Below are 23,911 nucleotides of genomic sequence, written 5' to 3'. Positions count from 1 at the left end.
GGGCGCCGCGCGGGTCGCCGCGACGGCGCGCGCAGTGCCGCCGTCCAGCACGCTCACGGCACCGAGCCCCGCGCCCAGCAGCCCCTTGTCACCGGTCATCAGCCGAGAGGATGCTCCTTGAGAATCACCGGACGCTTAGCCGTCGCGGCCGCGGTGGCGCTCACGCTCTGCGCGACCGCGACCGCGGTGGCGGACACCGGAACCCACCAGACCACCACCGGCACGTTCAATGTGCTCACCTACAACGTGGCCGGGCTCCCCGAGGGCCTCTCCTCCGGCCACCCCGCCAAGAACACCCCGCTGATATCGCCCCGGCTCGGCGCGTACGACATCGTCAATGCCCAGGAGGACTTCAACTACCACGCCGCGCTCTACGCCGGTGACGACCATCCGTACCGCACCCCCACCAGCGGTGGCGCCGGTTTCGGGGATGGTCTCAACACCCTCTCCGACCTGCCGTACGACGACTTCGAGCGGGTGAAGTGGAGTCGGTGCAACGGCACCGACTGCCTCACCCCGAAGGGCTTCACCCTCGCCCGGGTGCGGTTGGCCGAGGGCGCGTATCTCGACCTGTACAACGTGCACACCAACGCGGGGACGACGGACGCCGATCTCGCCGCGCGCCGCGCCAACATCACCCAGCTCTCCGACTACATCACCGCCAACTCCGCCGGCAACGCGGTGCTCGTCATGGGCGACACCAACACCCGCTACACCCGCGCCGCCGACAACATCCGCGACCTGGCCACCCGTAACGGCCTCACCGACGCGTGGGTGAACCTCGTCCGTGGCGGTTCGGCGCCGCCCGCCGGTTCCGACGCCCTCGTCTGCGACCCCGAGAACGTCACCGACACCTGCGAGGTCGTGGACAAGGTCCTCTACCGCTCCGGCCCGCTGCTCTCGCTCGCCGCCACCCGCTATCACAACGAGCACACGTCCTTCCTCGACGCCGACGGCAAGCCGCTGTCCGACCACTATCCGCACACCGTGGACCTGTTCTGGCGCACCTCCGGGGCCCTGCGGGCCGGCGACCAGTTCGGCGGCCCGCACGGCACGGCCTTCAACGACGCCGACGACCTGACCGCCGCACCGCCCGCGCCCCGCACCCTCACCCTGCGCGGCGGCTCCCGGCTGGACGCGGTGTCCTTGGCCATGGACGGCGGGGCGGCCCTCACCCACGGCGGCACGGGCGGCACCCCGGTCTCCCTCACCCTCGGCCCCGCCGAACACCTCACCTCCGTGACCCTCACCCGGGGCCGGAAGGACGGCCGTACCCGTGTCTTCTCGGCGGCGTTCACCACCGACACGGGCCGTACGGTGAGGGCAGGATCGCCCACCTCGGACACCGCCACCTACACCGCCCCCGCGGGCTGGCGGATCGTGGGCTTCACCGGCCGCGCCGGTGACGAGATCGATAAACTCGGCGTCCTTTTCGCGCCACGCTAGGCCAGTAGGCTTCGGCCCATGCGTGATCTTGTGAATGGCTTCGGTTATCTGATGAAGGGGCAGCGCTGGGCGGCCCGGCACGGGAGATGGTGGGGGTTCGGGATGATTCCCGCCCTGATCACCCTCGTCGGCTACGCGGCGGCCCTCGTCGCCCTCTTCTTCTGGACCGATGACGTCATCGCATGGGCCACGCCCTTCGCCGACGACTGGTCCTCACCCTGGCTCGGCATCTTCCGCGGCGCCCTCACGATCCTCTTCGCCGCCACCTGCCTCTTCCTCGCCGTCCTCACCTTCACCGCCGTCACGCTCCTGGTCGGCCAGCCCTTCTACGAGTCGCTCTCCGAACAGGTCGACCGCTCCGAGGGCGGCGCGGTCCCCGACTCCGGCCTGTCGATCTGGGCGGAGCTGTGGATAGGGCTGCGCGAGGCCATCGCGCTGCTCATCCGCGTCACCCTCTGGAGCGTGCTCTTCTTCGCGCTCGGCTTCATCCCGGGCGTCGGCCAGACCGTGATCCCCGCGCTGGCCTTCTGCGTGACCGGCTTCTTCCTCACCGAGGAACTCACCTCGATCGCCCTGCTGCGCCGCGGAATCCTGCTGAAGGACCGCCGCCGCATGCTCCGCTCCCGCCGCCTCCTCGCCCTGGGCTTCGGCGTCCCCCTGTCCCTCCTCTTCCTCCTCCCCCTGGTCGCGGTCTTCCTGATGCCGGGCGCCGTCGCGGGCGCGACGCTGCTGGTCCGCGATCTGACGGGCGAGGACGAGGACGCGGCGCCGCAGGGCGAGACGGCGGCGGGCCCGCCGGGAGCCTTCAACGGCGCGCCGTAACGACCTGCACCGCGATGGCTAACAGGCCGTCTTGGGCGCGGGCCACCAGTCGGCCTGCTCGACCGGGGTCGCGGCCGAGCCGGTGATCCGCGGGACGACATCGGTCACCGCGGACAGCTCACCGCTCGCGATGGCCTGGTACCACGAGATCCAGCTCTCGATCTGCACTCCGCTGACGCCCAGCCGCCACCGCCGCGCGAACGCTTCCGCCACGGTCTCGGGGACATAGCGGTAGGGCCGCCCGGTGGCCGCGGCGATCCGGCCGACCACTTCCTCAAGGGTGAGCGCCTCGGGCCCGGTGACCTCCAGGGTCGCCCCGTCGTGCTCCGAGCGGGGCCCCTCGTCGAGGGCGACGGCCGTGATCACATCGGCGATGTCGTCGTGGTGCGTTGCGATACGTGGCCGTGGGCGCCGCCCCGAGGAGGGATACGTACAGCACCCGCTCCACCCCGACCGCCATCCCCGCCTCGACCGCGCCGGCGTGCTCCTCCAGCCGCCGCCCCGTGGGGTGCCCCGAGATCAGCACGAGGGTCGACGCCCCCGTGAGCGCGGCGCGCATCGCGCCCGCGTCGGCATACTCGGCCGGACCGCGCCGCTGGGCCCCCGGCAGCTCGGGGATGCGGCCGGGGTCGCGCCCCACGAGCAGTTGCGGAACGCCGCGCTCGGCCAGCCTGGCCGCGATCCGACTGCCCAGCGCCCCGGTGACGCCCGTGACCGCCACTGTGGCGGTGCCTGCTCAGACATGGGCCTTCCTTCCACCGTTCAAGGTACGATGCCTCTCGTACACGGCAGTGGATCACGCATGAAGGTACGATACAAGTCGTACATGGGGGTGGTGGCGCATGACCAGAGAACCCGACGGCCCGGCGGTCGCCCAACTGGACCTGGGCGCCGTACTCTCCGCACTCGCCGACCCCCACCGGCGCCGCATCGTCACGGAGCTCGTGACCGCACCCGAAGACATCGAGCGCTCCTGCTCCTCATTCCAGGCCCCGGTCAGCAAGTCCACGATGACCCACCACTTCAAGGTCCTGTCCGACTCCGGCCTCATCCGCACCACCGACTACGGCAACCGCAAGGGCGTGACCCTCCGCCGCACCGACCTGAACACCCGCTTCCCCGGCCTCCTCGCCCTCCTGGCCTCCGAAGCGACCCCTTAGCCCTGCGGCGCCATCCTCCTCGTCACGCGGCCGCCCGGATGGCGCTCACGTGCGCTTGCCGTCCTGCTCGCCCCACTCCTCGCGAAGAACCCCATAGACGATGGAGTCGCGCCATGCGCCGCGCACGTGGACATGGCCGCGAATGCGTCCTTCTTCCATCAGGCCCGCCGCGAGCAGTGTCTTCTCCGAGGCGACATTGAGAGGGGCCCGGGCCGCCCAGACCCGGTGAAGGCCGAGATCGGCGAAGGCGAGGCCGAGAAGAAGGCCGACTGTCTCCCGTCCGTACCCCACTCCCCAAGTGTCCGGACGCAGGGCGAATCCGATGGTCGCGGCGCTTTGTTGATGGGGGTCCAGCGCAAGGCGGGCAAAGCCCACCAGCTCGCCGCCGCTGCGCGCGGCCACTGCGAGCGCGTACTCGTCGCGCGGGGTCGCCGACGCCGAGGCAATGGAACGCGCGACGATGCCGCCGACTTCGGCACGCGAGCGGGGTGTGAAGCTCAGGTGCTCGGTGGCGTCCGGGCTGCCGTAAATCGCGAGAACGGCATCCACGTCATCGATGGTGAGTTCGCGCAGCGAGAGGCGAGCGTCGTCGCGAAGGACCGGATACATGGCGGGACTCTACCGCTGGCCGTTCAGTTGGGCAGGGCGAGCGCAGGACGGCTACTGAAGACCTCGATCTCCGCACGCAACTCACGCGCCGCGGCGGCGTCCCGGACCATTCCGCGCATCAGCGATGAGCGCACGCGCTGAACGGAGCCGATGATGCCGGCGTTGCGCTGGTTGGGCGGGAGATCGAGTACTGGCTGGACCGCTTCGACGGCTCCGTCCAAGTCGCCCGTGGAGAGGCGAGCGAGAGCCAGGTCCGACTGCGTTCCGGCCAGGTCGCCGAATGCCCAGTACGGGTCGTTGGGGTCGCTGAAGCCATGTACGGCTTCCTCGGCGCGGGCGACGAGATGCGCGTTGCCATCACCGAGCAGTACACACGCTTCGACTTCGTAATAAGCCTGCTTGACCTGCGGAAAAAGGAAGTTCCCGCCAAGTGCGTCCAAGTCGTCCGGCAAGGTGCGTTCCCGCAGGTCCGCTGCGCGGCGGTTCGCCGCGTGGACGGATTCCGCATCGCCCAGCAAGGCTGCTGCTCGCGCTTCCAAGCCCGCCAGCCACACGTTGACACTGCCGCGCAGGTTGCCTCCTGCGGAGGTGCCCTTACGGGCATAGTGCAGGGCGTCCTCGGGGCGGTCAGCCCAATAGGAGATCAATGACTGGAGCCCTCGGACCCATGCGGCCATTCCTTGGTGCTCGGCCTGGTCGGCGCAGACGGCAGCAGTTCGGGCCTGCATCATGGCCGACTGTGGATCACCGAGGTCGTGTGCTGCCTTGGCCAGCATTCCCGACTGGAGCGAAGCGAGAAGGTACAGGTCGCGAATCTGTGAGGGCCTGGCGTGGCCGCTCTCCAGCAGACGGAATGTCTCGTCCTGAATGTGGGTGAGATCATCCAGGATCATTCCAAGGGGGACACGGACGTAGATCTCGGCGATGCGGCGAACCTCGTCCTGGAGATGTGCCAGCGTTTCCTGTCCTACTTCGTTTCGCTCCGCACCGATGGCAAATCGGATTGCGCGCCTTGCGGCCATAGCTGCGTGCCTTTCCATCCAGGGAAGGTCCGCGTCGGGACCGACGCGGAATTCGATGTGCTGCGGGCTGGCGGCGATGTGCCAGCGCTCGGGCGGTACGGGTTCGACCGTGGGAGGTACTTCGGCGAGGAGTTGGGTGATCGGCCGTTTGAAAAGATGGCTGAGTACACGTCGTGCGTCGTTTTGCGGCGTCACCTTCCCGAAGTACCAGCGTTCGAAGGTGCTCTCCGAGAGGGTGAGCGTGGCCAGGGATGACTCTCCTGTCTCCTGGGCCAGACTTCGAGCGGCCAGCCGATACTGATGAGCGAAGGCCGCGTAGTCCTTCCAACCCTGTTCGTCCAACAGGACCCGGAGGAGCGTTGCCATCGAAGCCCCCTTGCGCCGTGGTTCCCAAGCCCGTGTAGCGACGGTACGGCCGTTATTCCCGCGAAGTCGCGTGCTCACCGGTAAGTCAGCGACTCTGACCCAACTCTGACCGGAGTCTGCTCAAAGGCGTTCGTCCGGCCACCCAGAATGACGGCGGTCTGACGGTGGATCTGCACCGGAAGTGGTTGCGACGCTCGGTCCGGTACCTCGTTACGTGCACGAATGACGACTGACCGTAGTCGCCTTGAGGCGTAACAAGACCGCAAGCAAAATGCCTGGAGAGGGCCATGGACCAGCCCGAACGCTTCGTCGTGTCCTGTGCGCGCACACCTCAGCAGGTGGCGCGGTTACGTCGCCTTGGAGCGGCGCATCTCAGATTGTGGGGGCTCCACGACTGCGTTGAGACGGCGAAGCTACTCATCAGCGAGCTTGTCACCAACGCAGTTCGGTATGGAGAGGCGGATGAGATCGGCTTCTCCGTTTCCCGCTGGAGGAACGAACTCCGCATTGAGGTGAGTGACGGCAGTCCCGGCCACCCCATGGTCAAATGCCCGAACCCGGGAGAGGAAAGCGGCCGCGGGATGCTCATCATCGACGCCCTTGCCAAGAATTGGGGTACCAGCCTGGATGGCACCGTCACCTGGTGCACTATTGCCGCGCCGGAACCCATCGCAATGTCGCCGGGCTTCTGGTGCGAGTGGCGCTCGGGTGACGGAACATGGCTTGCCTCGAACGCATCGCCATCGCCGGATTCGGCGATCCACTGGGCGCGCGTTCAAGGGCGCGTCGTCGCGGTCACTTTGGGATTACCCGCCGTCGGCTACTTCTGGGATCTGCTGTCCGATGCGTGGCGTGGGCCCGCGGAGGCCCTGGAGCGGGGCGAGGCTTTCACACTTCGCATGACGGCTGGGCCATACACCTTCATCTGGCATGCACGCCCTGCGGTCTTCCTGCCGATCGCCGAGGGCGCACCGTCTCCCCACCATCCGCGAGGAGCGGCTGTCCTTCCTCCTGAGCGCCCCCATTGAGTCCGCCCACCTTTATGGAGGTTGTCGTGGCCCACACGCCTACCCCGCTCGCCACATCCGATGTCGACTGGACCGCCTTACAGAACTTCGCCGCCCTTCGCGGTCAGTTGAGGGTCTCGTTCGGCCCTCGTTGCAACATCGCCTGCTGGTTCTGCCACAACGAGGGTGATGTCCCGCCCCCGCTGACCCGTGTGGATCGCTCGCGGCAGCCCCGGCCCCGCCGTCTTGACGCCGATGAGTACCTCACCCTGATCACCGCTTTGCTGAGGGCGGGGATGAAGCGGGTCTACTTCACCGGCGGCGAGCCGTTGACCTCGCACCTCGCCCGCCCCGTACTGGCGCGGCTTCCCGAGCCCGGCCCCGATGTCTCGTACACGCTGATCACCAACGGCACCCGTGTCCGCACACATCGGTCATGGCTGGCCAAGACCCACCTGGACAAGGTGAAGGTGTCCTTGCACTACTTCTCCGACGAGTCTCTGCACGCCATCGCGGGGACGCGCGTGGGGATCAAAACGGTCCTCGACGGGATCGAAACAGCACGGGAGATCTTTGAGCGGGTCGAGCTGAATACGCTCCTGCAGAGGGAGAACGCTCATGAGGTCCGACAGATCCTGGACTTCGCGCTGGAGCGGCGGATGCCGGTGCAGTTCATCGAACTCGTCGGTACTGACTTCAATGAGGGCCGAGCCTCCTCGGCGGTGCCCGCTGACGCGATCATCGCGCATCTGCGCACACTCACCGCCGATGAGCACACCGAGGTGGCCGGTGTAGGACAGGGCCGCCGCGTCTTTCGTATCGACGGTGTCGAGATCGACGTCATCCATCGGAACCTGGGCCGCCACCACGTCGGCCAATGTGGAAGCTGCCCACTGCGCTCCAAATGCGGCGAGGGCTTCTGGGCCTTACGGGTTGACCATGACGGCGGCCTTCAGCCCTGCCTGCTTCGCGACGACCTGCGTCTGGACGTAAAGGAGAGCCTGGCCGATCCCGCGCGGCTCGCCGAAGCCGTGGCCCGGCACATCGCTTCGTTCACGGAGGGCACACTGTGAGCCTGCCGTTCGCCTATCAACCCCTCGGCTCGGGCGGACCCCAAGGCCCGTTCGTCGTCCTCGAAGGTGTCTCCGGGATCGGCAAGTCGACGCTTGCCCACGCGCTGACCAAGCGACTCGGCGGGACGGTCCTGCACACTCTGCCCCGCCCGCATTCCGGCTGGTCTGCTGCGGTGAATTCCCGACTTCGCTCCCTGCCGCAGTTCGCCTTCTACCTCTCCGGTCTCCTGCACGCTTCCGATTCGATCCGCCATTGCGGGGCGATCGGGCCGGTGGTCGCCGACCGCTATGTCGCGTCGGTGATCGCGTGTCACGCCGCCGTGCACGGTGTCGAGATTGAGACGGTCGCCACTCTCCTCGAACCTTTCCGCTTCTATCTGGAAACTCCGACGCGCACCTTCTATCTGTGCTGCTCGGAGACGGCTCTTCGGGAGCGGATGGCGAGCAAGGACGATGTGAAGCAGGACGACACAGAACTCTTCGCCGTTCCGGGTCGTCTGGCTCGCCTGCTGATCAACTTCCAGCAGATCGCCGACTCCGATCCCACAGCCGCACTGGTCGACACGGATGGCAGGACGCCCGACGACCTGGCCGACCAGATCATCGATCGGCTGGAGGCGTAGGGTGCTCAACCCCATCGACAGTGCAGCCGCCATTCGTGACGGTGGTGCGGTCGGCCGGTTCCCGGATGAGATCCACGAAGGGGTCGCCTGGTGGATGGGGGCCTGCCTCGTCGTCGTCACCCGAGCTGACCGGATCGTGGTCGCTCACGACGGTCATCCGACCAGCTCCAGGTTTCACGAGCGCTTTTGCCGGGGTGCTGTCAATGCCCGGCACTTCGGCTGCGTTGTTGTGGACCTCCGCGTCACCGACGACTCCGGGGTGATGCGGGCCACGCAGGAATTCGGCGCGGTGTCCGGCGCCCTGATCACCACCACTGGAGACGGCGTCGAGACGGTCAGGATCTCGTTGTACGACGGCGGAGGGCATCCGCTCGGTGAGCAATCCGGTTTGGCTGTCATTCGCGACATGATCGCTGAGGATCGGGTTCCGATTCCCGTCAATGAACAGGCCAGGGGGCGAGTGGAACGGTATCGGTCGCCGGCGAACGGGGGAGGGGCAGCGGAGTGATCAACGCGGCAGAGATCATCCGGGCCGGCACCAGCATTCTGTTCGTCACCCTCGACTCACTGCGGTACGACGTGGCCCGCACCGCGTACGACGACGGTCTCACTCCATATCTGGCGGGCCTGCTACCGGAAGGGGGCTGGGAGCGTCGGCACACCCCTGGCAGCTTCACGCTCCCGGCACACATGGCGTTCTTCTCCGGCTTCCTGCCCAAGCTGCCACAGCCCGAGCAACCGCCACGCCTGTGGGAATGCCGTCCGCCCGCCTTCAAAGCCGTCGCCGAGGAGACGTTCGTCTTCGAAGCCCCGAACCTCCTTCGTGGCCTTGCCGGACATGGCTATCGAAGCGTCTGCGTGGGCGGCGTCACGTACTTTTCGCGCGAGACACCGCTTGGTTCCGTCCTGCCCGACCTGTTCGACGAGGATCACTGGCGTCCCGAGTTCTGCTCCCCGGAGAGGGATTCGACCCGGCACCAGGTCGACGGTGCCCTGGCGGTCGCCGAGAGGTACGACCATCGTCCGCTATTTCTCTTCGTCAATGTCTCGGCCACCCACGTCCCCCACGGTCACTACATCGGCGAGAGCCGCGACACCTGCGCCTCGCAGCGTGCCGCACTCGCGTACGCGGACGAACACCTCGGACGGCTGATCACCGTGCTCACGGCGGAGCAACGCTGGTTGATCATCATGTGCGCCGATCACGGCGACGCCTTCGGCGATGACGGATTTCATGGCCGGGGGATCGCTCATCCCGTCGTGATGAACGTGCCGTACGCGGCGATGGTGCGATGATGGCCGCTACGCTCGCCGGCCATGAGCGACGATATCCAGGGGCATGGGCCGGTCCGTGACGCCTCTGTCGTGGTGGCCCGCGACGCCGATGGGCTGGTGGCCGTGTTGAGCGCGGATTTCCCCCGCCATGGCGGTGAGTATCTGTTCCTGCCGGGCGGGCGCAGGGAGGCGGAGGAAACGGCGGAGGAGTGTGCGCGGCGGGAGTTGCGGGAGGAGGCGGGGGTCATGGCGGAAACGTGGCGTTCGCTGGGGTCGTATGCGATGACCCTCGGCTCCACGGCGCGTGTGCATGTTTTCGAGGCCCGGCGGCTGACCGTCGGGCCTCAGGAACTCACCCCTGCTGAGCAGGACTTCAAGCTTTCGTGGTGGTCGATGGGGGATGCGATCGACGCGGTCGGGCAGGGCCGCTTTCTGCTTCCGGCTGGGCCCTTGGCCCTGTTGCTCGCCGATCGAGGGACCGGGGCGTCAGCGGGTCGTGGTCGCGACCACGGTGAGGATTGAGCGGACCTGGGCCGTGATGGCTTCGCGGTTGTGGACGAAGTCGGGGTCGGTGATCTGGCCCGTGGTGGGGTTGGTGTTGCCCGGGCCGAACTGGAGGACCGGGGTGTGGAGATGGCCGCCCGGGGCCTTCAGGGCGACCGCGTCGCGCAGCAGGGTGGCGCGGTAGGCGATCTCGTTGGAGAGGTAGTCGCCGCCACCGCCCGCGCGGGCCGTCGAGCCGGGGGTCGGGCCGTTCGGCCGGACCACCGGGGTTGTGGCGCCCGCCGGGATCTCGGTGACCTCGGTGTGGTCGTAGACGGGGGCGGGGCCGGTGTTCGCCGTGACGATCTTCTCGTGGGGGAGGGTGGTCGTCGTCCACTGGGGCTGGGGGTTCGGGGTCGGTACGCCGGACGGGATGGGCACGGTCTCGGTCCGGGAGATGTTCGCGTTGTCGGGGTAGCCGCCCCGCCAGGCGCCGTTGGTGCGCTCGACGTCGAAGCGGCCCACTCGGCCCTGGCTCACCGTCATGAACGCGTCCACCCGGCGCGGGCCCGACCGGAAGGCGGGCAGCAGGGTCCGCTCGACCGTGCCGTCCGCGAAGTCCGCCCAGCGGACGGGGAAGACGGTGGTCTCGACGCGGGCCGGGCCGTTGTCCGTACGGATCGTCGTGCCATCCAGGGCGAGCGCAGCCGCGCCCGACGGGTTGGAGCGGCGTACGTCGGCGTCCAGTTGGAACGGGTCGAAGCCGGTGACCACGATGCGCTTGATGTGCTTACCGGCGGGGAGGTCGAGCGAGTCCTGCCCGCGTGAGGTGCGCTCCAGCGTGGTGAGGAGCGCGGCGCGACGGGCGTCGGGGAGCGGGAAGCCCGGCTGCCACTGGCCGAGTGCGCGGGTCATGCCGAGCCGCGCCCAGTACAGCGGCCGGTCGTCGTCCCTGCTGAGGTCGCCGCCCGCGGGGCCCCGGCCCTGTACGCGGTCCACGGCCCGCTGCCATAGGGCCCGGCCCTCGCGGGTGATCAGGCGCTCGGCTTCCGTGGCGGAGTGCGTCTGCGCGAGGGCCCTGGCGAAGTCGGGTGCCACCTTGTCGAAACCGCTGCGGCGCAGGATCTCCTGGGGCGCGGCCTGGTCGAGGCGCTGCTCCTCGACCGTGGGTGTGGCGGTGGTGGTGGCGGCTTTCGGCGCGGCCACGGCGGGGGTGGCGACGGCCAGGGAGACGGCGGCCACGGCGATCAGGGTGCGTATCGGTCTCATGCGGGATGTCTCTCGGGTGGGTATGACGGGGCCCGCCCCGCGCTCCGATCGGGAGCGCGGGGCGGGCGGATGAGGCAGGAGCCGAAATCTCAGCGGGTCGAGAACGAGTGCACCGTCGTCGACCGGTACGTCTGTCCCGGCCGCAGCACCGTCGACGGGAACGACGGCTGGTTGGGCGAGTCCGGGAAGTGCTGGGTCTCCAGGGCGAAGGCGTCGCCCTGCCGGTAGACCTTCCCCGATGTGCCCGCGAACGTTCCGGTCAGGAAGTTGCCGGTGTAGAACTGCACACCGGGCTCGGTCGTGGCGATCCGCATCACCCGGCCGGACTCCGGCTCGGTCACCGTCAGGAAGTGCTCGGGACGGCTGGTGATGCCCTTGTCCAGTACGAAGTTGTGGTCGATGCCCTGCCCGTAGAGCACCTGCTGGTGCGCCTCCCGGATGTCCCGGCCGATCTCCTTGGCGCGGCGGAAGTCGAACGGGGTCCCGGCCACCCTGGCGAGTTCGCCGGTGGGGATGAGGGTCTTGTCGACCGGGGTGTAGCGGGCGGCGGCGATCTCCAGCCGGTGGTTGTAGACGGAGCCGCTGCCCTCCCCGGCCAGGTTGTAGTACGTGTGGTTGGTGAGGTTGACGACCGTGGCCTTGTCGGTCGTGGCCTCGTAGTCGATGCGGAAGTCGCCCTCCGCCGTGAGCGTGTAGTCCACGCGCACGGTGAGCGTGCCGGGGTAGCCCATCTCGCCGTCGGGGCTGATCCGGCGCAGGGTGAGCCCCACGTCCGCGCCCTTGCGGAACGCCGCCACGGACCAGACGTGCTTGTCGAAGCCCTTGTCGCCGCCGTGCAGGCTGTTCGGCCCGTCGTTGATCGGCAGTTGGTACTTCTCGCCGTCCAGCGTGAAGGTGCCGCGGGCGATGCGGTTGCCGTAACGGCCGATGAGGGCGCCGAAGTACGGGCTGTTGGCGACGTAGGAGTCCAGGTCGTCGAAGCCGAGCGACACATTGGCGCGGCGGCCGTGCCGGTCGGGGATCTCCAGGCTCTGGACGATGCCGCCGTAGCTGAGCACGCGCAGCCGGGTGCGGCCGTTCTCGATCGTCCAGCGGTCGACGTCCGTGCCGTCCGCGAGCGTGCCGAAGTGTTCCTTCACCGCGCCTCCCTTGCCCGCGGAGTCTCCCCCGCTGCCCGCGGAGTCTCCTCCGCTCTTCGCGTGGGCGGTGCCGGTCGTGGCGGCCGATGCCGCCAGTCCGGCCGCCGCCGCAGCCGTGATCACCGTGCGTCTGCTCGTGGTCATATGCGGCTCCCTAAGGCTAGATCCAAGAGGGACTGCTGACGGGTTATGACCCGGCGGCTGACGGGTCATAACCCCGCGGTGGACGGGTTACGACCCGACCTTGCGCTTGTTCCAGACATCGAAGCCGACCGCCGCCAGCAGCACCAGACCCTTGATCACCTGCTGGTAGTCGGTGCCGATGCCGACCAGCGACATACCGTTGTTGAGCACGCCGAGCACCAGACCACCGATGATCGCGCCGAGCACCGTGCCCACACCGCCGCTGGCCGAGGCGCCGCCGATGAACGCGGCGGCGATGGCCTCCAGCTCGAAGTTGAGGCCCGCGCTGGGGGTGGCGGAGCCCAGCCGGGCGGCGAAGACCAGACCGGCGAGGGCGGCCAGCACACCCATGTTGACGAAGACCATGAAGGTGACGCGCTTGTCCCGGACACCCGACAGCTTGGCCGCCGGCTGGTTGCCGCCGAGGGCGTACACATGGCGGCCGACCACGGTGTTGCGCATCACGAAGCTGAAGATGACGAAGAGACAGGCCAGGATCAGCAGCCCGTACGGCGCCCCGTGCCAACTGGACAGCGTCATGGTGAACGCCATCACGGCGGCCACGATCGCCGCGCACTTGACGAAGAAGAGGCCGAGCGGCACCACGTCCAGCTCATAGGCGGCCCGCTGCTGCCGGGCACGCCACTCCTGCCAGACGGCGGCGGCGCAGACGACGAGGCCGATCACCATCGTGGGGTTGTGGTACTGCGTGTACGGGCCCATCTCCGGGATGAAGCCGGTGCTCATCTTCTCGAAGCCGTCGGGGAACGGCGACAGGGACTGACCGTCCAGCAGGATCTGGGTGCCGCCGCGGAAGGCCAGCATTCCGGCCAGGGTGACGATGAAGGACGGAATGCCTATATAGGCGATCCAGAAGCCCTGCCAGGCTCCGGCCGCCGCACCGAGCAGCAGACAGAGGACGACCGCGAGGCCCCACGGCATATCGTGTTTGATCATCATGACGCCGGCCGCGGCGCCGATGAAGGCGACCAGCGAGCCGACCGACAGATCGATATGCCCCGCGATGATCACGATCATCATGCCGATCGCGAGGATGAGGATATAGCCGTTCTGCTGCACCAGGTTGGTGACGTTCAGCGGCCGCAGCAGGATGTCGTCCGACCAGATCTGGAAGATGACGATGATCAGGGCGAGCGCGACCAGCATTCCGTACTGCCGCATATTGGACCGCAGGCCCTGTAGCAGCAGCGTCCCGACGCTGGGCGAGCCCTCGGCCGGCGGTGGGGCCGGGCTCTCGGTCTTCTGGGTGGCCGTGCTCATCCTTCGTCTCCTCTGTCCCTCGTCATGTGGCGCATCAGAACTTCCTGGCTCGCCTCGTCCCGGGGAACCTCCCCGGTCAGCCGCCCGGCCGCCATCGTGTAGATCCGGTCGCACATCCCCAGCAGCTCGCCCAGCTCGGAGGAGATGAAGATGACGGCCTTGCCCTGGGCCGCGAGGTCGTTGATGACCGTGTAGATCTCGTACTTGGCCCCGACGTCGATGCCACGCGTGGGCTCGTCGAGGATGAGCACCTCGGGACCCGCGAAGATCCACTTACTGAGGACGACCTTCTGCTGGTTGCCGCCGCTGAGCCGGCCGACCCGCTCGAAGACCGTGGGGGCCTTGATGTTCATCGTCGTGCGGAACCGCTCGGCGACCCGTGACTCCTCGTGCTCGTTGACCACGCCGCGGCGTGCCACCTTCGTCAGCGAGGAGAGCGAGACATTGCGGCTGATGGTGTCGTCGAGGTTGAGCCCGTACGTCTTGCGGTCCTCGGTGACATACGCGATGCCGTGGTCGATCGCCTCCGGCACGGTGCGGGTACGGACCTCCTGGCCGTCCCGGAACACCCGGCCGCCCGCGTAGCGCCCGTATGCCCGGCCGAAGACGCTCATGGCGAGTTCGGTGCGGCCGGCGCCCATCAGCCCGGCGATGCCGACGATCTCACCGCGCCGTACGTTCAGCGACACCGCGTCCACGACCTTGCGCTGCTGGTCGATGGGGTGGTGGACGGTCCAGTCCTCGATGGCCAGGGCCACTTCGGAGGCGTCCTCGCCCTCGTACCGGGTGCGGTCGGGGAAGCGGTGGTCCAGGTCGCGGCCGACCATGCCGCGGATGATGCGGTCCTCGGAGACCTCGGGGTCGGCCTCGGGGGTCTCCCGGACGGTCAGGGTTTCGATGGTCTGGCCGTCGCGCAGGATGGTGACGGAGTCGGCGACGCGGCGGATCTCACCCAGCTTATGGGAGATCAGGATGCAGGAGATGCCCTGCGCCTTGAACTCCAGCAGCAGATCGAGGAGTTTTCCGCTGTCCTCGTCGTTGAGCGCCGCGGTCGGCTCGTCCAGGATGAGCAGCTTGACTTCCTTGGAGAGCGCCTTGGCGATTTCCACCAACTGCTGTTTGCCCACGCCGATATCGGTGACGCGGGTCTGCGGCGAATCCGTCAGACCGACCCGCTTCAGCAGGGCGGTGGCGTGCCGAAGAGTTTCGTTCCAACTGATGAGGCCGCGCCGGGAGTGCTCATTGCCCAGGAAGATGTTCTCGGCGATGGACAGATAGGGGATCAGGGCCAGTTCCTGATGGATGATGACGATGCCGCGCTGCTCGCTCGCGCGGATGTCCTTGAAGGCGCACGCCTCGCCCTCGAAGAGGATCTCGCCGTCGTAGCTGCCATGCGGATGGACGCCGCTGACCACCTTCATCAGGGTGGACTTGCCCGCGCCGTTCTCCCCGCACAGGGCGTGGATCTCGCCCTTGCGGATATGGAGATTGACATCGGAGAGCGCCTTGACACCGGGGAAGGTCTTGGTGATGGAGCGCAATTCGAGAATGGTGCTCATAGCCCGGAACCGCCCTACTTTAGCTGCGACGCGGTGTAGTAACCCTGGTCGACCAGTACCTGTGTGTTGGACTTGTCGACGCTGACCGGGTTGAGCAGAAAGGTCGGCACGACCTTTTCGCCGTTGTCGTACGACTTGGTGTCGTTGACCGGGGGCTTTCCGCCGGTCAGCTCCGCCTTGGCCATATCGACCGTGGCCTTCGCCAGCTTGCGGGTGTCCTTGTAGATGGTCTGCGTCTGCTGGCCCCGGATGATGGACTTCACGGAGGCCAGCTCGGCGTCCTGCCCGGTCACCACCGGATACGGCTTGGCCTTGGTGCCGTAGCCGACGCCCTTGAGCGCCGAGAGGATGCCGATGGACATGCCGTCGTACGGCGAGAGCACGGCGTCGACATCGCGGCTGCTGTACGCCTTGTTGAGCAGGTCCTCCATGCGGTCCTGGGCGGCGCTTCCGCTCCACTTCTCGGTGTAGAGCTGGTTGAGACTGGTCTGCTTGGAGCGGACGACCAGTTCGCCCTTGTCCATGTACGGCTTGAGGACGCTCATCGCGCCGTTGAAGAAGTACTTGGTGTTGTTGTCGTCGGAGGACCCGGCGAACAGCTCCATGGAGAACGGGCCCTTGCGGCCCTTGGACAGCCCCAGCTTGTCGGCGATGTACTGGCCCTGGAGCCGGCCGACCTTCTCGTTGTCGAAGGTCGCGTAGTAGTCGACGTTCTTGGTGCCCAGGAGCAGCCGGTCGTAGGAGATCACCGGGATATTGGCCTCATGGGCCTGCTTCAGGACGTCGGAGAGCGCCCCGCCGTTGATCGGCGCGACCACCAGCAGCCGGTGGCCCTTGGTGATCATGTTTTCGAGCTGGGCCACCTGGGTGCGTACGTCGTCCTCGCCGTACTGGAGGTCCGTCTTGTAGCCCGCCGCCTGGAACTGCTTGGCCATGTTCCGGCCGTCGGCGATCCATCGCTCGGAGGACTTCGTCGGCATCGCGATACCGATCGTTCCTCCCCGTTCCTTGCTCTTGTACCGGCTGCCGCCGACCGCCTCCTGGCCGCAGGCCGTGGCCGTCAGCGAGAGCGCGAGGAGGCCGGCGCCTATCGCCGCGGCTCGTGCTCCTCTTACCGTGCGCATGGTGTTGGGGTCCTTCCCTGGGGCGTCGTTGCGTCAGGAATTCAAGGGGGCCGGATCGGCGGTGAAACGCCGCAGCGGACCCGGCAGCCGGGAGCCGAGCGGGGACATCCCGCCGTCCGCGCCCAGCCGGCCCAGCAGGTCGAGCACGAGCCGCCCGCGGCGCACCCGCTCACGGGCGCTGCCCAGCGCCACGTCCCGCAACTGGGCGCCGTAGGGGTAGATCCCCGGGGATTTGCTGAGCCCGAACTTCAGATAGATGGGGGCACCGCGCCGGATCAGCTCCGCCGCGTCATAGAGCCGGACATAGCCACCGAGGTCGTCCGGGGCCTCGACATAGAAGTCCATCGGGGCCCGGGAGACCCGGCGGATCTCGGTGAGGTGCTCCAGCGTGAGGTCCGACGGGATGTTGATGGAGTCGGCCCCGAGCTGCTCGTACACCGCGAACGAGGCCGGGTTGACCGGGCCGACCAGCGCGGACAGCTTGAAGGTGGTGTCCGCGGGCAGCTCGCCGCGCTCCCGCAGCCGGTTCAGCAGCCACAGCACCCCCTCGTCGGCGACCAGCAGGCACTTCACGCCCAGCGAGACCGCGCGCAGCGCGTCCTCCACACATCCGGCCACCGCGTCATGGCCACGGGCGCGCAGGCCGCCGCCGCCGGAGTCGGAGCGGGTGGCGGCGCCGATGTCCCAGGTGCCGCGGGGGCCGGTGAACAGGCACAGCTCGGCGTTCCGCTCGGCGCAGGACTCCACCATCTCGGTGATCTCGGCATCGGTGAGCATCCATACGCCGCTGCCCTGGCTGATCCGGTGGATCGGCACATCGAGCCGCCCGGCCTCCTTGAACACGGTGGCCAGCGCCTCCGGACCCTCGACGGACGGGATCTCGGTGCGCCAGGTGCCGCCGTCGGGGAAGGTGTGCGCGGAGGCGTCGGCGGGGTCGGGGGCGGGCGTGGCGTGGCCGAGCGAGGCGAGGGCCGCGTCGGCGGGGCGGCGGGGGCCGGGAGTGGTGGGTGAGGCGGCGGTCACGGTGCTCCCTGTGGAGTGATGGCCGGTGGTTCGGCGTCCGGCTGGTGCTGCCCAGGACATCGTTGTCCGGGTGGGGCTGGGTGGATGACTAGAGACGGTCCGGGAGGCTGGTGGGAGGACGGGAGACGGGTGCGGGAGGCGTGCCACATGTGCTGATCGCGGCCCTTGCTAGTCGAGGCCCTGCGGACGCAGCAGCACCTTGCCGACGGCCGGATCGCCGCTGCCGACCAGCTCGATCGCGGCGGCGAAGTCGGTGAGCGGCAGCTCATGGGTGATCAGCGGCCGCAGGGTCAGCAGCCCGGCGTCGAAGACCCGTACGGCGTGCGACCAGGCGGCGGGCGGGGCCCCGAAGACGGTCTGCACCTCGATCTGGCGGACCACCAGATCGGTGGGGTCCAGCCCCTCGGCGCCCGCCGCCGGGATGCCGGTGAGCACCAGCCGGCCGCCCCGGCGCAGCAGCGAGGCGGAGCTACGGGCGGCGGAGGCCGATCCGGCGGTCTCGATGACCACGTCGTAGCCCGAGAGGTGGTCGGACAACTGGTCCCGGGTGCGGAAGTCGGTGGCGCCGAAGTCCAGCGACAGTTGCTCCCGGTCCGGGCGGGTGCCCACCACCAGCAGCCGCGCGGGGGAGACGGCGGCGAGGAACTGTACGGCGATCATGCCGAGAGTGCCGGTGCCGACCACCGCGACCCGCTCACCGGGCCGGGCCCGGGCCTTGAGCGCGGCGGCGGCGATACAGGCGGCGGGCTCCAGCAGGGCGGCCGCGCCCAGGTCGGCGTCGTCGGACAGCGGGTGCAGCAGCCGGGCCGGCAGGGTCAGGGTGTCGGCCATCGCCCCGGGCTGGGTGAAGCCGGTCTCCTCGTACCCGGCCGTGCACAAGGTGGTGTCCCCGGCGTGACAGCGGTCGCACACCTGGCAGTTGCGGAACCCCTCGCCGACGACCTTACGGCCGACGAGCGCCTCCGGGACGCCCGCGCCGACCGCCTCGACCGTCCCGGACCACTCATGGCCGGGGGTGACGGGATAGCGGACGTAACCCTCGGGCCGGTTCCCCTGGTACAGCTCGCGGTCGCTGCCGCAGATCCCGGAGGCGTGGACGCGCACCCGGGCGTCACGAGGGCCGGGTTCGGCGATCGCCCGGCTCTCCAGCCGGTGGCTGCCGGGATTGTCGAGCACCAGGACGTCTTGCACCAGGGTGTCCTCCGTGCGGCTCATATCAGCGGCTCCCCTCGGTACCGCGCGTCTCCGGCCGGTTCTGGCCCCGGCCCCCCGGCCCCTGAGCGAGGCGCGTGCCGACGGGGCGAAGCCGGGCGGCCCCGGCCACGGGCGGCCGTATCTTGACGGCGGCGCCACGTTCCACGGCGCTCATTCGCCTCGCCCCCCGGAGGGATTCCGCTTCTCCCAGCCCTCGGCCCACAGGTCGAAACGGGCCTGCTGCTGGGGGAATTCGGCCGCCGCCTCGGCGTCCAGCTCCACGCCGAGACCGGGCTCGTGGGAGAGCTGGAAGTAGCCGTCCACGACCTGCGGGGCGCCCTTGACCACCTTCTTGATCTCCGCGTCGGCGAAGTCGTTGAAGTGCTCCAGGATCTTGAAGTTCGGGGTGCAGCCGGCGAGCTGGAGCGATGCGGCGGTCAGCACCGAGCCGCCCACGTTGTGCGGCGCGATCAGTACGTAGTGCGTCTCGGCCGTCGCGGCCAGCTTGCGCGCCTCGCCGATGCCGCCGATATGGCCGACGTCGGGCTGGATGATGTCGGCGGCCTGCGACTCGAACAGCTCGCGGAACTCGATGCGGTCGTGGATGCGCTCTCCCGTGGCGATCGGCAGGCGCGTCTTCTCCGCGACCTTCGCCAGCGCCTTGAGGTTCTCCGGCGGCACCGGCTCCTCCAGCCACGACGGATGGAACCGCTCCAGCTCCCCGGCGATACGGACGGCGGTCGCCGGGCTGAACCGCCCGTGCATCTCCACCAGCAGCTCGGCCTCCGGCCCGATCGCGTCCCTCACGGCCTCCACGAGGGAGATCGAATGCAGGGTCTCCGCGTGGTCCAGCTCGAAGTGGCCGGTGCCGAACGGGTCCAGCTTCAGCGCCCGGTAGCCGCGCTCGACCACGGTGGAGGCCGCCTTGTGGAACGCCTCGGGGGTGCGCTCGACGGTGTACCAGCCGTTGGCGTACGCCTTGACCTTGTCCGTCACCTTTCCGCCGAGCAACTGCCAGACGGGCACCCCGAGCGCCTTGCCCTTGATGTCCCAGCAGGCCATCTCCACACAGGCGATCCCGGACATCACGATCTCGCCCGCCCGGCCGTAGTCGCCGTACTTCATCCGCCGGACCAGGTCCTCCACCGCGAACGGGTCCGATCCGGCGAGGTGGTTGAGCTCGGCCTCGCGCAGATAGCCCAGCAGCGCGTCGGTCCGTCCGAGCATGCGGGTCTCGCCGACGCCGGTGATCCCCTCGTCCGTGTGGACCTGCACATAGGTGAGGTTGCGCCAGGGGGTGCCGACGACATGCGTACTGATACCGGTGATGCGCACAGCAATCGACCCTTCGCGATGTTCGATATTTCGTCACACGTTCGAAATCTTGGCGTGACCGTAGTCAGCCCCCGTCAGGGGTGTCAATGGTTGTGCGTCGAATGACATTCGAACGTGACGAACCATCATGACCGATCAAGAACCATCATGACCGATCAGCTCACTGGACAACATGGGTCCAGGGATGTTCGTTGCTGTGCTGGTGCGAGGACTAGGCGGTTCGCTGGGCCTCGACCAGCACCTCGCCCGCCGTCGTCCGGTCGTACAGAACCGACCGCCCCGCCCGGCGCCGCCGCACCAGACGGGCCTCGCGCAGGACGCGCAGATGGCGGCCGACCGAGCCCAGGGTCTGACCGGTCAGGGCCACCAGATGGGTGGTGCTCTTCGGGGTGTCGAGCAGCACCAGGACGCTCGCGCGGGCCGGGCCGAGAAGGCGGGCCAGGGAGTCCGGGGCCGGGGGAGGGCCGGGGGTGGTCAGGGCGCCGGCGCAGGGGTAGATCACGGCGTAGCGGTGCGGCGCGTCCCAGGAGACCCAGCCGGTGGCGGGGGTGACGGGGACGAGGAGCAACTGGGCGCCGTGGACCGCGCGGGGCGGGTTGTCATGGGCGTTGATCCGCAACCGGCTGCCGCCCAGCCACCGCATCTCCGGCCGCAGGCCGTCCAGCGTCGCCGCCCAGCCGCCCTGGCTCACCTGGCCGGTGCGCGCCACCACATCGGCCTCGATGATCCGGCGGCGGCGCGGCCAGGAGGGCCTTACGGCTTCCGTCCACACCCACTCCAGCAGCTCCGCGAGCCGCCCCGGCAGATCGTCGCGGCACAGCGCGGCCGGGAGCGGGGAGCGGCCGAGTGAGACGGTGAGGTCGCGGCGCGCGGCGGCGGGGGATGTGGCACGCATCCGGGCCAGCTCCTCCTCGAAGGACGGCTCGCCCTCGCCCGGCGTCTGGGTGAGGAAGTCCGCGAGCCAGGCCCGGCCCAGCGCGGCCCGGACGAGCAGCGCGGTGACCGGGTCACCGGCCAACCGCGCCCGGTAGGCGGGCAGATGGGCGTCGAGCCAGGCCCGCTCGCCCGGGTGCGCGGCGCTCGCCCGCTCCAGGGTGACCAGGGCCGCGGTGGTCTCGGCCAGGGCGGAGCGGACGAACCGGCTGCGCGCGAGCGTATCCGCGTCGACCAGCCACAGCCCCATCGGCCACCCCCGCCGTCACCGCGTCGTTCCGCGTCGTTCCGCGTCGTTCCGCGTGGTTTCGCGTCCGCGCGAAACATTAACGCCAGCGCGCGGAGACTCCCGAGCCTGAAGGCCATGCGCACCTATTCGGAAGTGTTCCGGACCCCGGAGTTCACCCCGCTGTTCCTGATCTCCGCCACCCAGGTGGCCGCCTCGACCGCGAGCGGGCTCGCCCTCGGCACCCTGGTCTACGCGGCGACCGGCTCACCGCTGCTCTCGGCGCTCAGCATGTTCGGCCCCTCGCTCGCCCAAGTGGCGGGCGCGCTGGCGCTGCTGTCGGCGGCCGACCGGCTGCCGCCGCGCACCGCGCTGTCCGGGCTGGCGGTGCTCTTCGCCCTGGGAACCGCCGCGTTGGCCCTCCCCGGGCTGCCCGTGGCGGCCGTCTTCGGCCTCGTGTTCGGGATGGGCGCCGCGGCGGCCCTCGGTGGCGCCGTCCGCTATGGACTGCTCACCGAGATCCTGCCCAAGGAGGGCTATCTGCTGGGCCGTTCGGTGATCAACATGTCGGGCGGCACAATGCAGATCGGCGGCTACGCGGCCGGTGGCCTCCTGGTGACCGCCCTCTCGGCACGAGGCACCCTGCTCACCGCCGCCGCGCTGTATCTGCTGGCCGCGGGCGTCGCCCGATTCGGCCTGAGCGGGCGTCCGGCCCGGGCCGGCGGACGGCCCTCGGTCACCCAGACCTGGCGGGTCAACGCCCGGCTGTGGTCCTCCGCGCCCCGGCGCCACGTCTATTACGCGCTCTGGGTGCCCAACGGGCTGATCGTCGGCTGTGAATCCCTCTTCGTGCCCTACGCGCCCCGGCACGCCGGACTGCTCTTCGCCGCCGGTTCCCTCGGCATGCTGATGGGGGATCTCCTCACCGGACGGCTGCTGCCACCGCACCGGCGGGAGCGGCTCGCGGCGCCCCTGCGGCTGCTGCTCGCCGTGCCGTATCTGGTCTTCGCCCCGCATCCGCCGCTGCCCCTCGCGCTGGCCGCCGTCGCCCTCGCCTCGATCGGCTTCTCGGCCACGCTGCCGCTCCAGCAGCGGCTGATGGCCCTGACCCCGGACGCGATGAGCGGCCAGGCCCTGGGGCTGCACTCCTCCGGGATGCTCACCATGCAGGGCGTCTCCGCCGCCCTCGCGGGGGCGCTGGCCCAGCCCACCTCGCCGGCCGTGGCGATGGCCGCGATGGCGGCGGCCTCGGTCGCCGTCACGCTGGCCCTGGCCCCGGGGCTGCGGGGCGATCCGGCGGCGCCGCGCCAAGTGGACGCGTCCACGGGGCGGTTCGAGGAGGCGGCCCCGGAGGAACGAGCACCGTAAGAGCGCTTCGGAGGACGGTAAGGGCGCGCCGCGCGAACACCGTAAGGGCGCCGCCGGGTCAACCGGCTGCCCGGTGGCCACCCGTTGGGCGGTGCCGGACACGCCGCCCGGGGGTGAGATTCCCCCGGGGGGGTTCTTGCCCCCGGTAGCTGTACGGGGAAATGAGCACTCGCTCTCCGCCCCAGGAGGTATGTACGTCCATGCGCAACCGCCGCGCCCTCGGCGCCCTCACCGTTCTCCTCATGGCGGCTCCGGCCGCCCATGCCATGCCCGCCGGGCCCAACCGCCCGGAGCTGCGCCCCGACTCGGGCCTGGCCGGCCGGGGAGAGCTGCCCGACCGGCCCCGGCTGCCCCTGCCCTGGACCGACGATCTGGCCATCGACCGCACCGGGGACGTCACTCCGGACGGGGCCGTCACGCTGTACGGCAGCTACCGGTGTGTCCGGGGAGAGTCGGAGAACCCGCGGGCCAGCGTGCTCGTCACGCTCACCCAGGGCCGGGAGCGGCACGGCCTCGGCGGCCACAGCGCGGTCTGCGACGGACAGCGGCACCGCTGGGTGATCGACGCGGCGGACGTGGGGTCGTACGAGCCGGGGTCGGCGCAGGCCGAGGGCACGCTGCTGAGGTTCGACACCGTCGGCGTCTCCGCCGCCGACACCGCCTTCGTACCGCTGCCGAGGAACGCGGTCGGGGTCGAGCGGGAGGTCAGGCTGGTGGCGGACCACGGCTGAGCCGCCGTCACGAGACGGCCCGCACGCGAAGTCCGCAGGGCGGGACGTCACCCCTCGGCCGCTTCGTCTCCCTGTCCCAGCAGGGAGACGAAGGCCCGGAAGAGGGCGGGCATGTCCACCGCGTCCCGGTCGTGCAGCCACTGGAACTGGAGTCCGTCCATCACCGCCACCACCAGCGGCGCGGCGGCCTCGGGGGTGAGCCCACCGGGAAGCCGGTCGCCGAACTCGCCGCGCAGGGTGGCCGCCATGTCGGCGCGCACGTTCTCATAGCGCTGGGTGAAGAAGCCGCGTGCGGGGTGCTCGTCGGTGACGCTCTCGCCGAGGAGCGCCGAGAAGGTCTGGACGATGCCGGGCCGCATCGCGTTGTACTCCACCAGCGAGGCGAGCAGGTCCAGCGGCCATACGTCGCCGCCGTCGCGCCTCGCGGAGCCGGTGTCCCACTGGTCGCGCTCCTTGAGCACGGCGATGAGCAGGGAGTCCTTGGTGGGGAAGTAGTGGAGCAGCCCCTGTTGGGTGAGCCCCACCCGCTCGGCGACCGCGCCGAGGGTCGCGCCCCGGTAGCCGCGCTCGGCGATCACTTCGAGCGCGGACCGGACGATCTCCGCCCGCCGTTCCGCACCGCGTCGGGTACCGCGCTCCATCGCCCTGTCCATCCTCGTA

The 23,911-nt window shown here is 69.4% G+C and carries 25 protein-coding genes; 11 read left to right on the top strand and 14 right to left on the bottom strand.

Going from position 1 to position 23,911, the window contains the following annotated elements; translation table 11 throughout:
* Positions 1–117 precede the first annotated feature (117 nt).
* Both ACK1X7_RS16565 and ACK1X7_RS16560 read left to right on the top strand, forming a co-directional pair.
* Complete coding sequence (locus ACK1X7_RS16565) at positions 118–1,446, top strand: jacalin-like lectin (RefSeq protein WP_413115255.1); 1,329 nt, start codon at positions 118–120, stop codon at positions 1,444–1,446.
* A gap of 18 nt (positions 1,447–1,464) precedes the next feature.
* Complete coding sequence (locus tag ACK1X7_RS16560) at positions 1,465–2,268, top strand: EI24 domain-containing protein (protein WP_385143669.1); 804 nt, start codon at positions 1,465–1,467, stop codon at positions 2,266–2,268.
* Positions 2,269–2,286: 18 nt separating this feature from the next.
* Here the strand turns inward: ACK1X7_RS16560 and ACK1X7_RS16555 are convergent, their stop codons facing one another.
* Entirely contained in the window at positions 2,287–2,634 is a 348-nt protein-coding gene (locus ACK1X7_RS16555) for a hypothetical protein (RefSeq protein WP_390793391.1), read from the bottom strand.
* Positions 2,543–2,989, bottom strand: a complete 447-nt coding sequence (locus ACK1X7_RS16550) for an NAD(P)H-binding protein (protein WP_390793365.1) — start codon at positions 2,987–2,989, stop codon at positions 2,543–2,545. The genes ACK1X7_RS16555 and ACK1X7_RS16550 overlap by 92 nt, the downstream gene beginning before the upstream one ends.
* A 121-nt stretch (positions 2,990–3,110) precedes the next feature.
* On the opposite strand from ACK1X7_RS16550, the gene ACK1X7_RS16545 reads away from it, so the two are divergent.
* Positions 3,111–3,428, top strand: coding sequence for an ArsR/SmtB family transcription factor (locus tag ACK1X7_RS16545; RefSeq protein WP_390793366.1), 318 nt, complete (start codon positions 3,111–3,113; stop codon positions 3,426–3,428).
* Between the two features lie 45 nt (positions 3,429–3,473).
* On the opposite strand, the gene ACK1X7_RS16540 is transcribed toward ACK1X7_RS16545, so the two are convergent.
* A complete protein-coding gene (locus tag ACK1X7_RS16540) occupies positions 3,474–4,037 on the bottom strand; it encodes a GNAT family N-acetyltransferase (RefSeq protein WP_361496962.1) in 564 nt (187 codons plus the stop codon).
* 23 nt (positions 4,038–4,060) lie between these two features.
* The gene (locus ACK1X7_RS16535) at positions 4,061–5,425 is read right to left on the bottom strand and encodes a hypothetical protein (protein WP_413115254.1); all 1,365 of its coding nucleotides are present in this window, start codon (positions 5,423–5,425) and stop codon (positions 4,061–4,063) included.
* Positions 5,426–5,712: 287 nt separating this feature from the next.
* Between ACK1X7_RS16535 and ACK1X7_RS16530 the strand changes: the two genes are divergently transcribed.
* From ACK1X7_RS16530 to ACK1X7_RS16505, 6 genes are read left to right on the top strand one after another with little or no spacing between them, the layout of a single operon-like run.
* On the top strand, positions 5,713–6,453 hold the full coding sequence (locus tag ACK1X7_RS16530; protein WP_390793368.1) for an ATP-binding protein: 741 nt from the start codon (positions 5,713–5,715) through the stop codon (positions 6,451–6,453).
* A 26-nt stretch (positions 6,454–6,479) separates the two neighbouring features.
* A complete protein-coding gene (locus tag ACK1X7_RS16525; RefSeq protein WP_390793369.1) occupies positions 6,480–7,505 on the top strand; it encodes a radical SAM protein in 1,026 nt (341 codons plus the stop codon).
* Entirely contained in the window at positions 7,502–8,128 is a 627-nt protein-coding gene (locus tag ACK1X7_RS16520; protein ID WP_390793370.1) for a dTMP kinase, read from the top strand. Before ACK1X7_RS16525 ends, ACK1X7_RS16520 begins: the two co-directional genes overlap by 4 nt.
* Before the next feature lies 1 nt (position 8,129).
* Entirely contained in the window at positions 8,130–8,636 is a 507-nt protein-coding gene (locus tag ACK1X7_RS16515) for a hypothetical protein (RefSeq protein ID WP_413115253.1), read from the top strand.
* Positions 8,633–9,424, top strand: a complete 792-nt coding sequence (locus tag ACK1X7_RS16510) for an STM4013/SEN3800 family hydrolase (protein WP_390793372.1) — start codon at positions 8,633–8,635, stop codon at positions 9,422–9,424. The genes ACK1X7_RS16515 and ACK1X7_RS16510 overlap by 4 nt, the downstream gene beginning before the upstream one ends.
* A gap of 21 nt (positions 9,425–9,445) precedes the next feature.
* On the top strand, positions 9,446–9,925 hold the full coding sequence (locus tag ACK1X7_RS16505) for an NUDIX domain-containing protein (protein WP_413115252.1): 480 nt from the start codon (positions 9,446–9,448) through the stop codon (positions 9,923–9,925).
* On the opposite strand, the gene ACK1X7_RS16500 is transcribed toward ACK1X7_RS16505, so the two are convergent.
* From ACK1X7_RS16500 to ACK1X7_RS16460, 9 genes are all read right to left on the bottom strand, one after another.
* Positions 9,890–11,155 (bottom strand): pyroglutamyl peptidase, encoded by a 1,266-nt coding sequence (locus ACK1X7_RS16500; RefSeq protein WP_413115251.1) that lies wholly within the window; start codon positions 11,153–11,155, stop codon positions 9,890–9,892. The genes ACK1X7_RS16505 and ACK1X7_RS16500 overlap by 36 nt on opposite strands.
* Before the next feature lie 89 nt (positions 11,156–11,244).
* Positions 11,245–12,438, bottom strand: coding sequence for an aldose epimerase family protein (locus ACK1X7_RS16495; protein WP_413115250.1), 1,194 nt, complete (start codon positions 12,436–12,438; stop codon positions 11,245–11,247).
* 87 nt (positions 12,439–12,525) lie between these two features.
* Complete coding sequence (mmsB, locus tag ACK1X7_RS16490) at positions 12,526–13,758, bottom strand: multiple monosaccharide ABC transporter permease (protein ID WP_385143675.1); 1,233 nt, start codon at positions 13,756–13,758, stop codon at positions 12,526–12,528.
* Positions 13,755–15,317, bottom strand: a complete 1,563-nt coding sequence (gene mmsA / locus ACK1X7_RS16485) for a multiple monosaccharide ABC transporter ATP-binding protein (protein ID WP_385143677.1) — start codon at positions 15,315–15,317, stop codon at positions 13,755–13,757. Before mmsA ends, mmsB begins: the two co-directional genes overlap by 4 nt.
* A 14-nt stretch (positions 15,318–15,331) precedes the next feature.
* Positions 15,332–16,441: a multiple monosaccharide ABC transporter substrate-binding protein gene (gene chvE, locus ACK1X7_RS16480; RefSeq protein ID WP_413115249.1), complete on the bottom strand. Its 1,110-nt coding sequence runs from the start codon at positions 16,439–16,441 to the stop codon at positions 15,332–15,334.
* Between the two features lie 33 nt (positions 16,442–16,474).
* On the bottom strand, positions 16,475–17,464 hold the full coding sequence (locus tag ACK1X7_RS16475) for a hypothetical protein (RefSeq protein WP_413115248.1): 990 nt from the start codon (positions 17,462–17,464) through the stop codon (positions 16,475–16,477).
* A gap of 168 nt (positions 17,465–17,632) precedes the next feature.
* Entirely contained in the window at positions 17,633–18,679 is a 1,047-nt protein-coding gene (locus tag ACK1X7_RS16470; RefSeq protein ID WP_385143683.1) for a zinc-dependent alcohol dehydrogenase, read from the bottom strand.
* A gap of 150 nt (positions 18,680–18,829) precedes the next feature.
* A complete protein-coding gene (locus tag ACK1X7_RS16465) occupies positions 18,830–19,993 on the bottom strand; it encodes a mandelate racemase/muconate lactonizing enzyme family protein (RefSeq protein ID WP_398160161.1) in 1,164 nt (387 codons plus the stop codon).
* 211 nt (positions 19,994–20,204) lie between these two features.
* Positions 20,205–21,176 (bottom strand): transcriptional regulator, encoded by a 972-nt coding sequence (locus ACK1X7_RS16460; RefSeq protein WP_385143687.1) that lies wholly within the window; start codon positions 21,174–21,176, stop codon positions 20,205–20,207.
* Between the two features lie 114 nt (positions 21,177–21,290).
* Between ACK1X7_RS16460 and ACK1X7_RS16455 the strand changes: the two genes are divergently transcribed.
* Positions 21,291–22,520, top strand: coding sequence for an MFS transporter (locus tag ACK1X7_RS16455; RefSeq protein WP_413115247.1), 1,230 nt, complete (start codon positions 21,291–21,293; stop codon positions 22,518–22,520).
* 200 nt (positions 22,521–22,720) lie between these two features.
* Positions 22,721–23,251, top strand: a complete 531-nt coding sequence (locus ACK1X7_RS16450; RefSeq protein WP_385143691.1) for a DUF6299 family protein — start codon at positions 22,721–22,723, stop codon at positions 23,249–23,251.
* 47 nt (positions 23,252–23,298) lie between these two features.
* Here the strand turns inward: ACK1X7_RS16450 and ACK1X7_RS16445 are convergent, their stop codons facing one another.
* The gene (locus ACK1X7_RS16445) at positions 23,299–23,904 is read right to left on the bottom strand and encodes a TetR/AcrR family transcriptional regulator (protein ID WP_385143693.1); all 606 of its coding nucleotides are present in this window, start codon (positions 23,902–23,904) and stop codon (positions 23,299–23,301) included.
* Positions 23,905–23,911 lie beyond the last annotated feature (7 nt).

It is taken from the genome of Streptomyces sp. CY-1, assembly GCF_047218265.1.
Classification (GTDB): domain Bacteria; phylum Actinomycetota; class Actinomycetes; order Streptomycetales; family Streptomycetaceae; genus Streptomyces; species Streptomyces niphimycinicus.
Note: the sequence above shows the minus strand (reverse complement) of the source record. Positions and strands in the feature narration are given on the sequence as shown.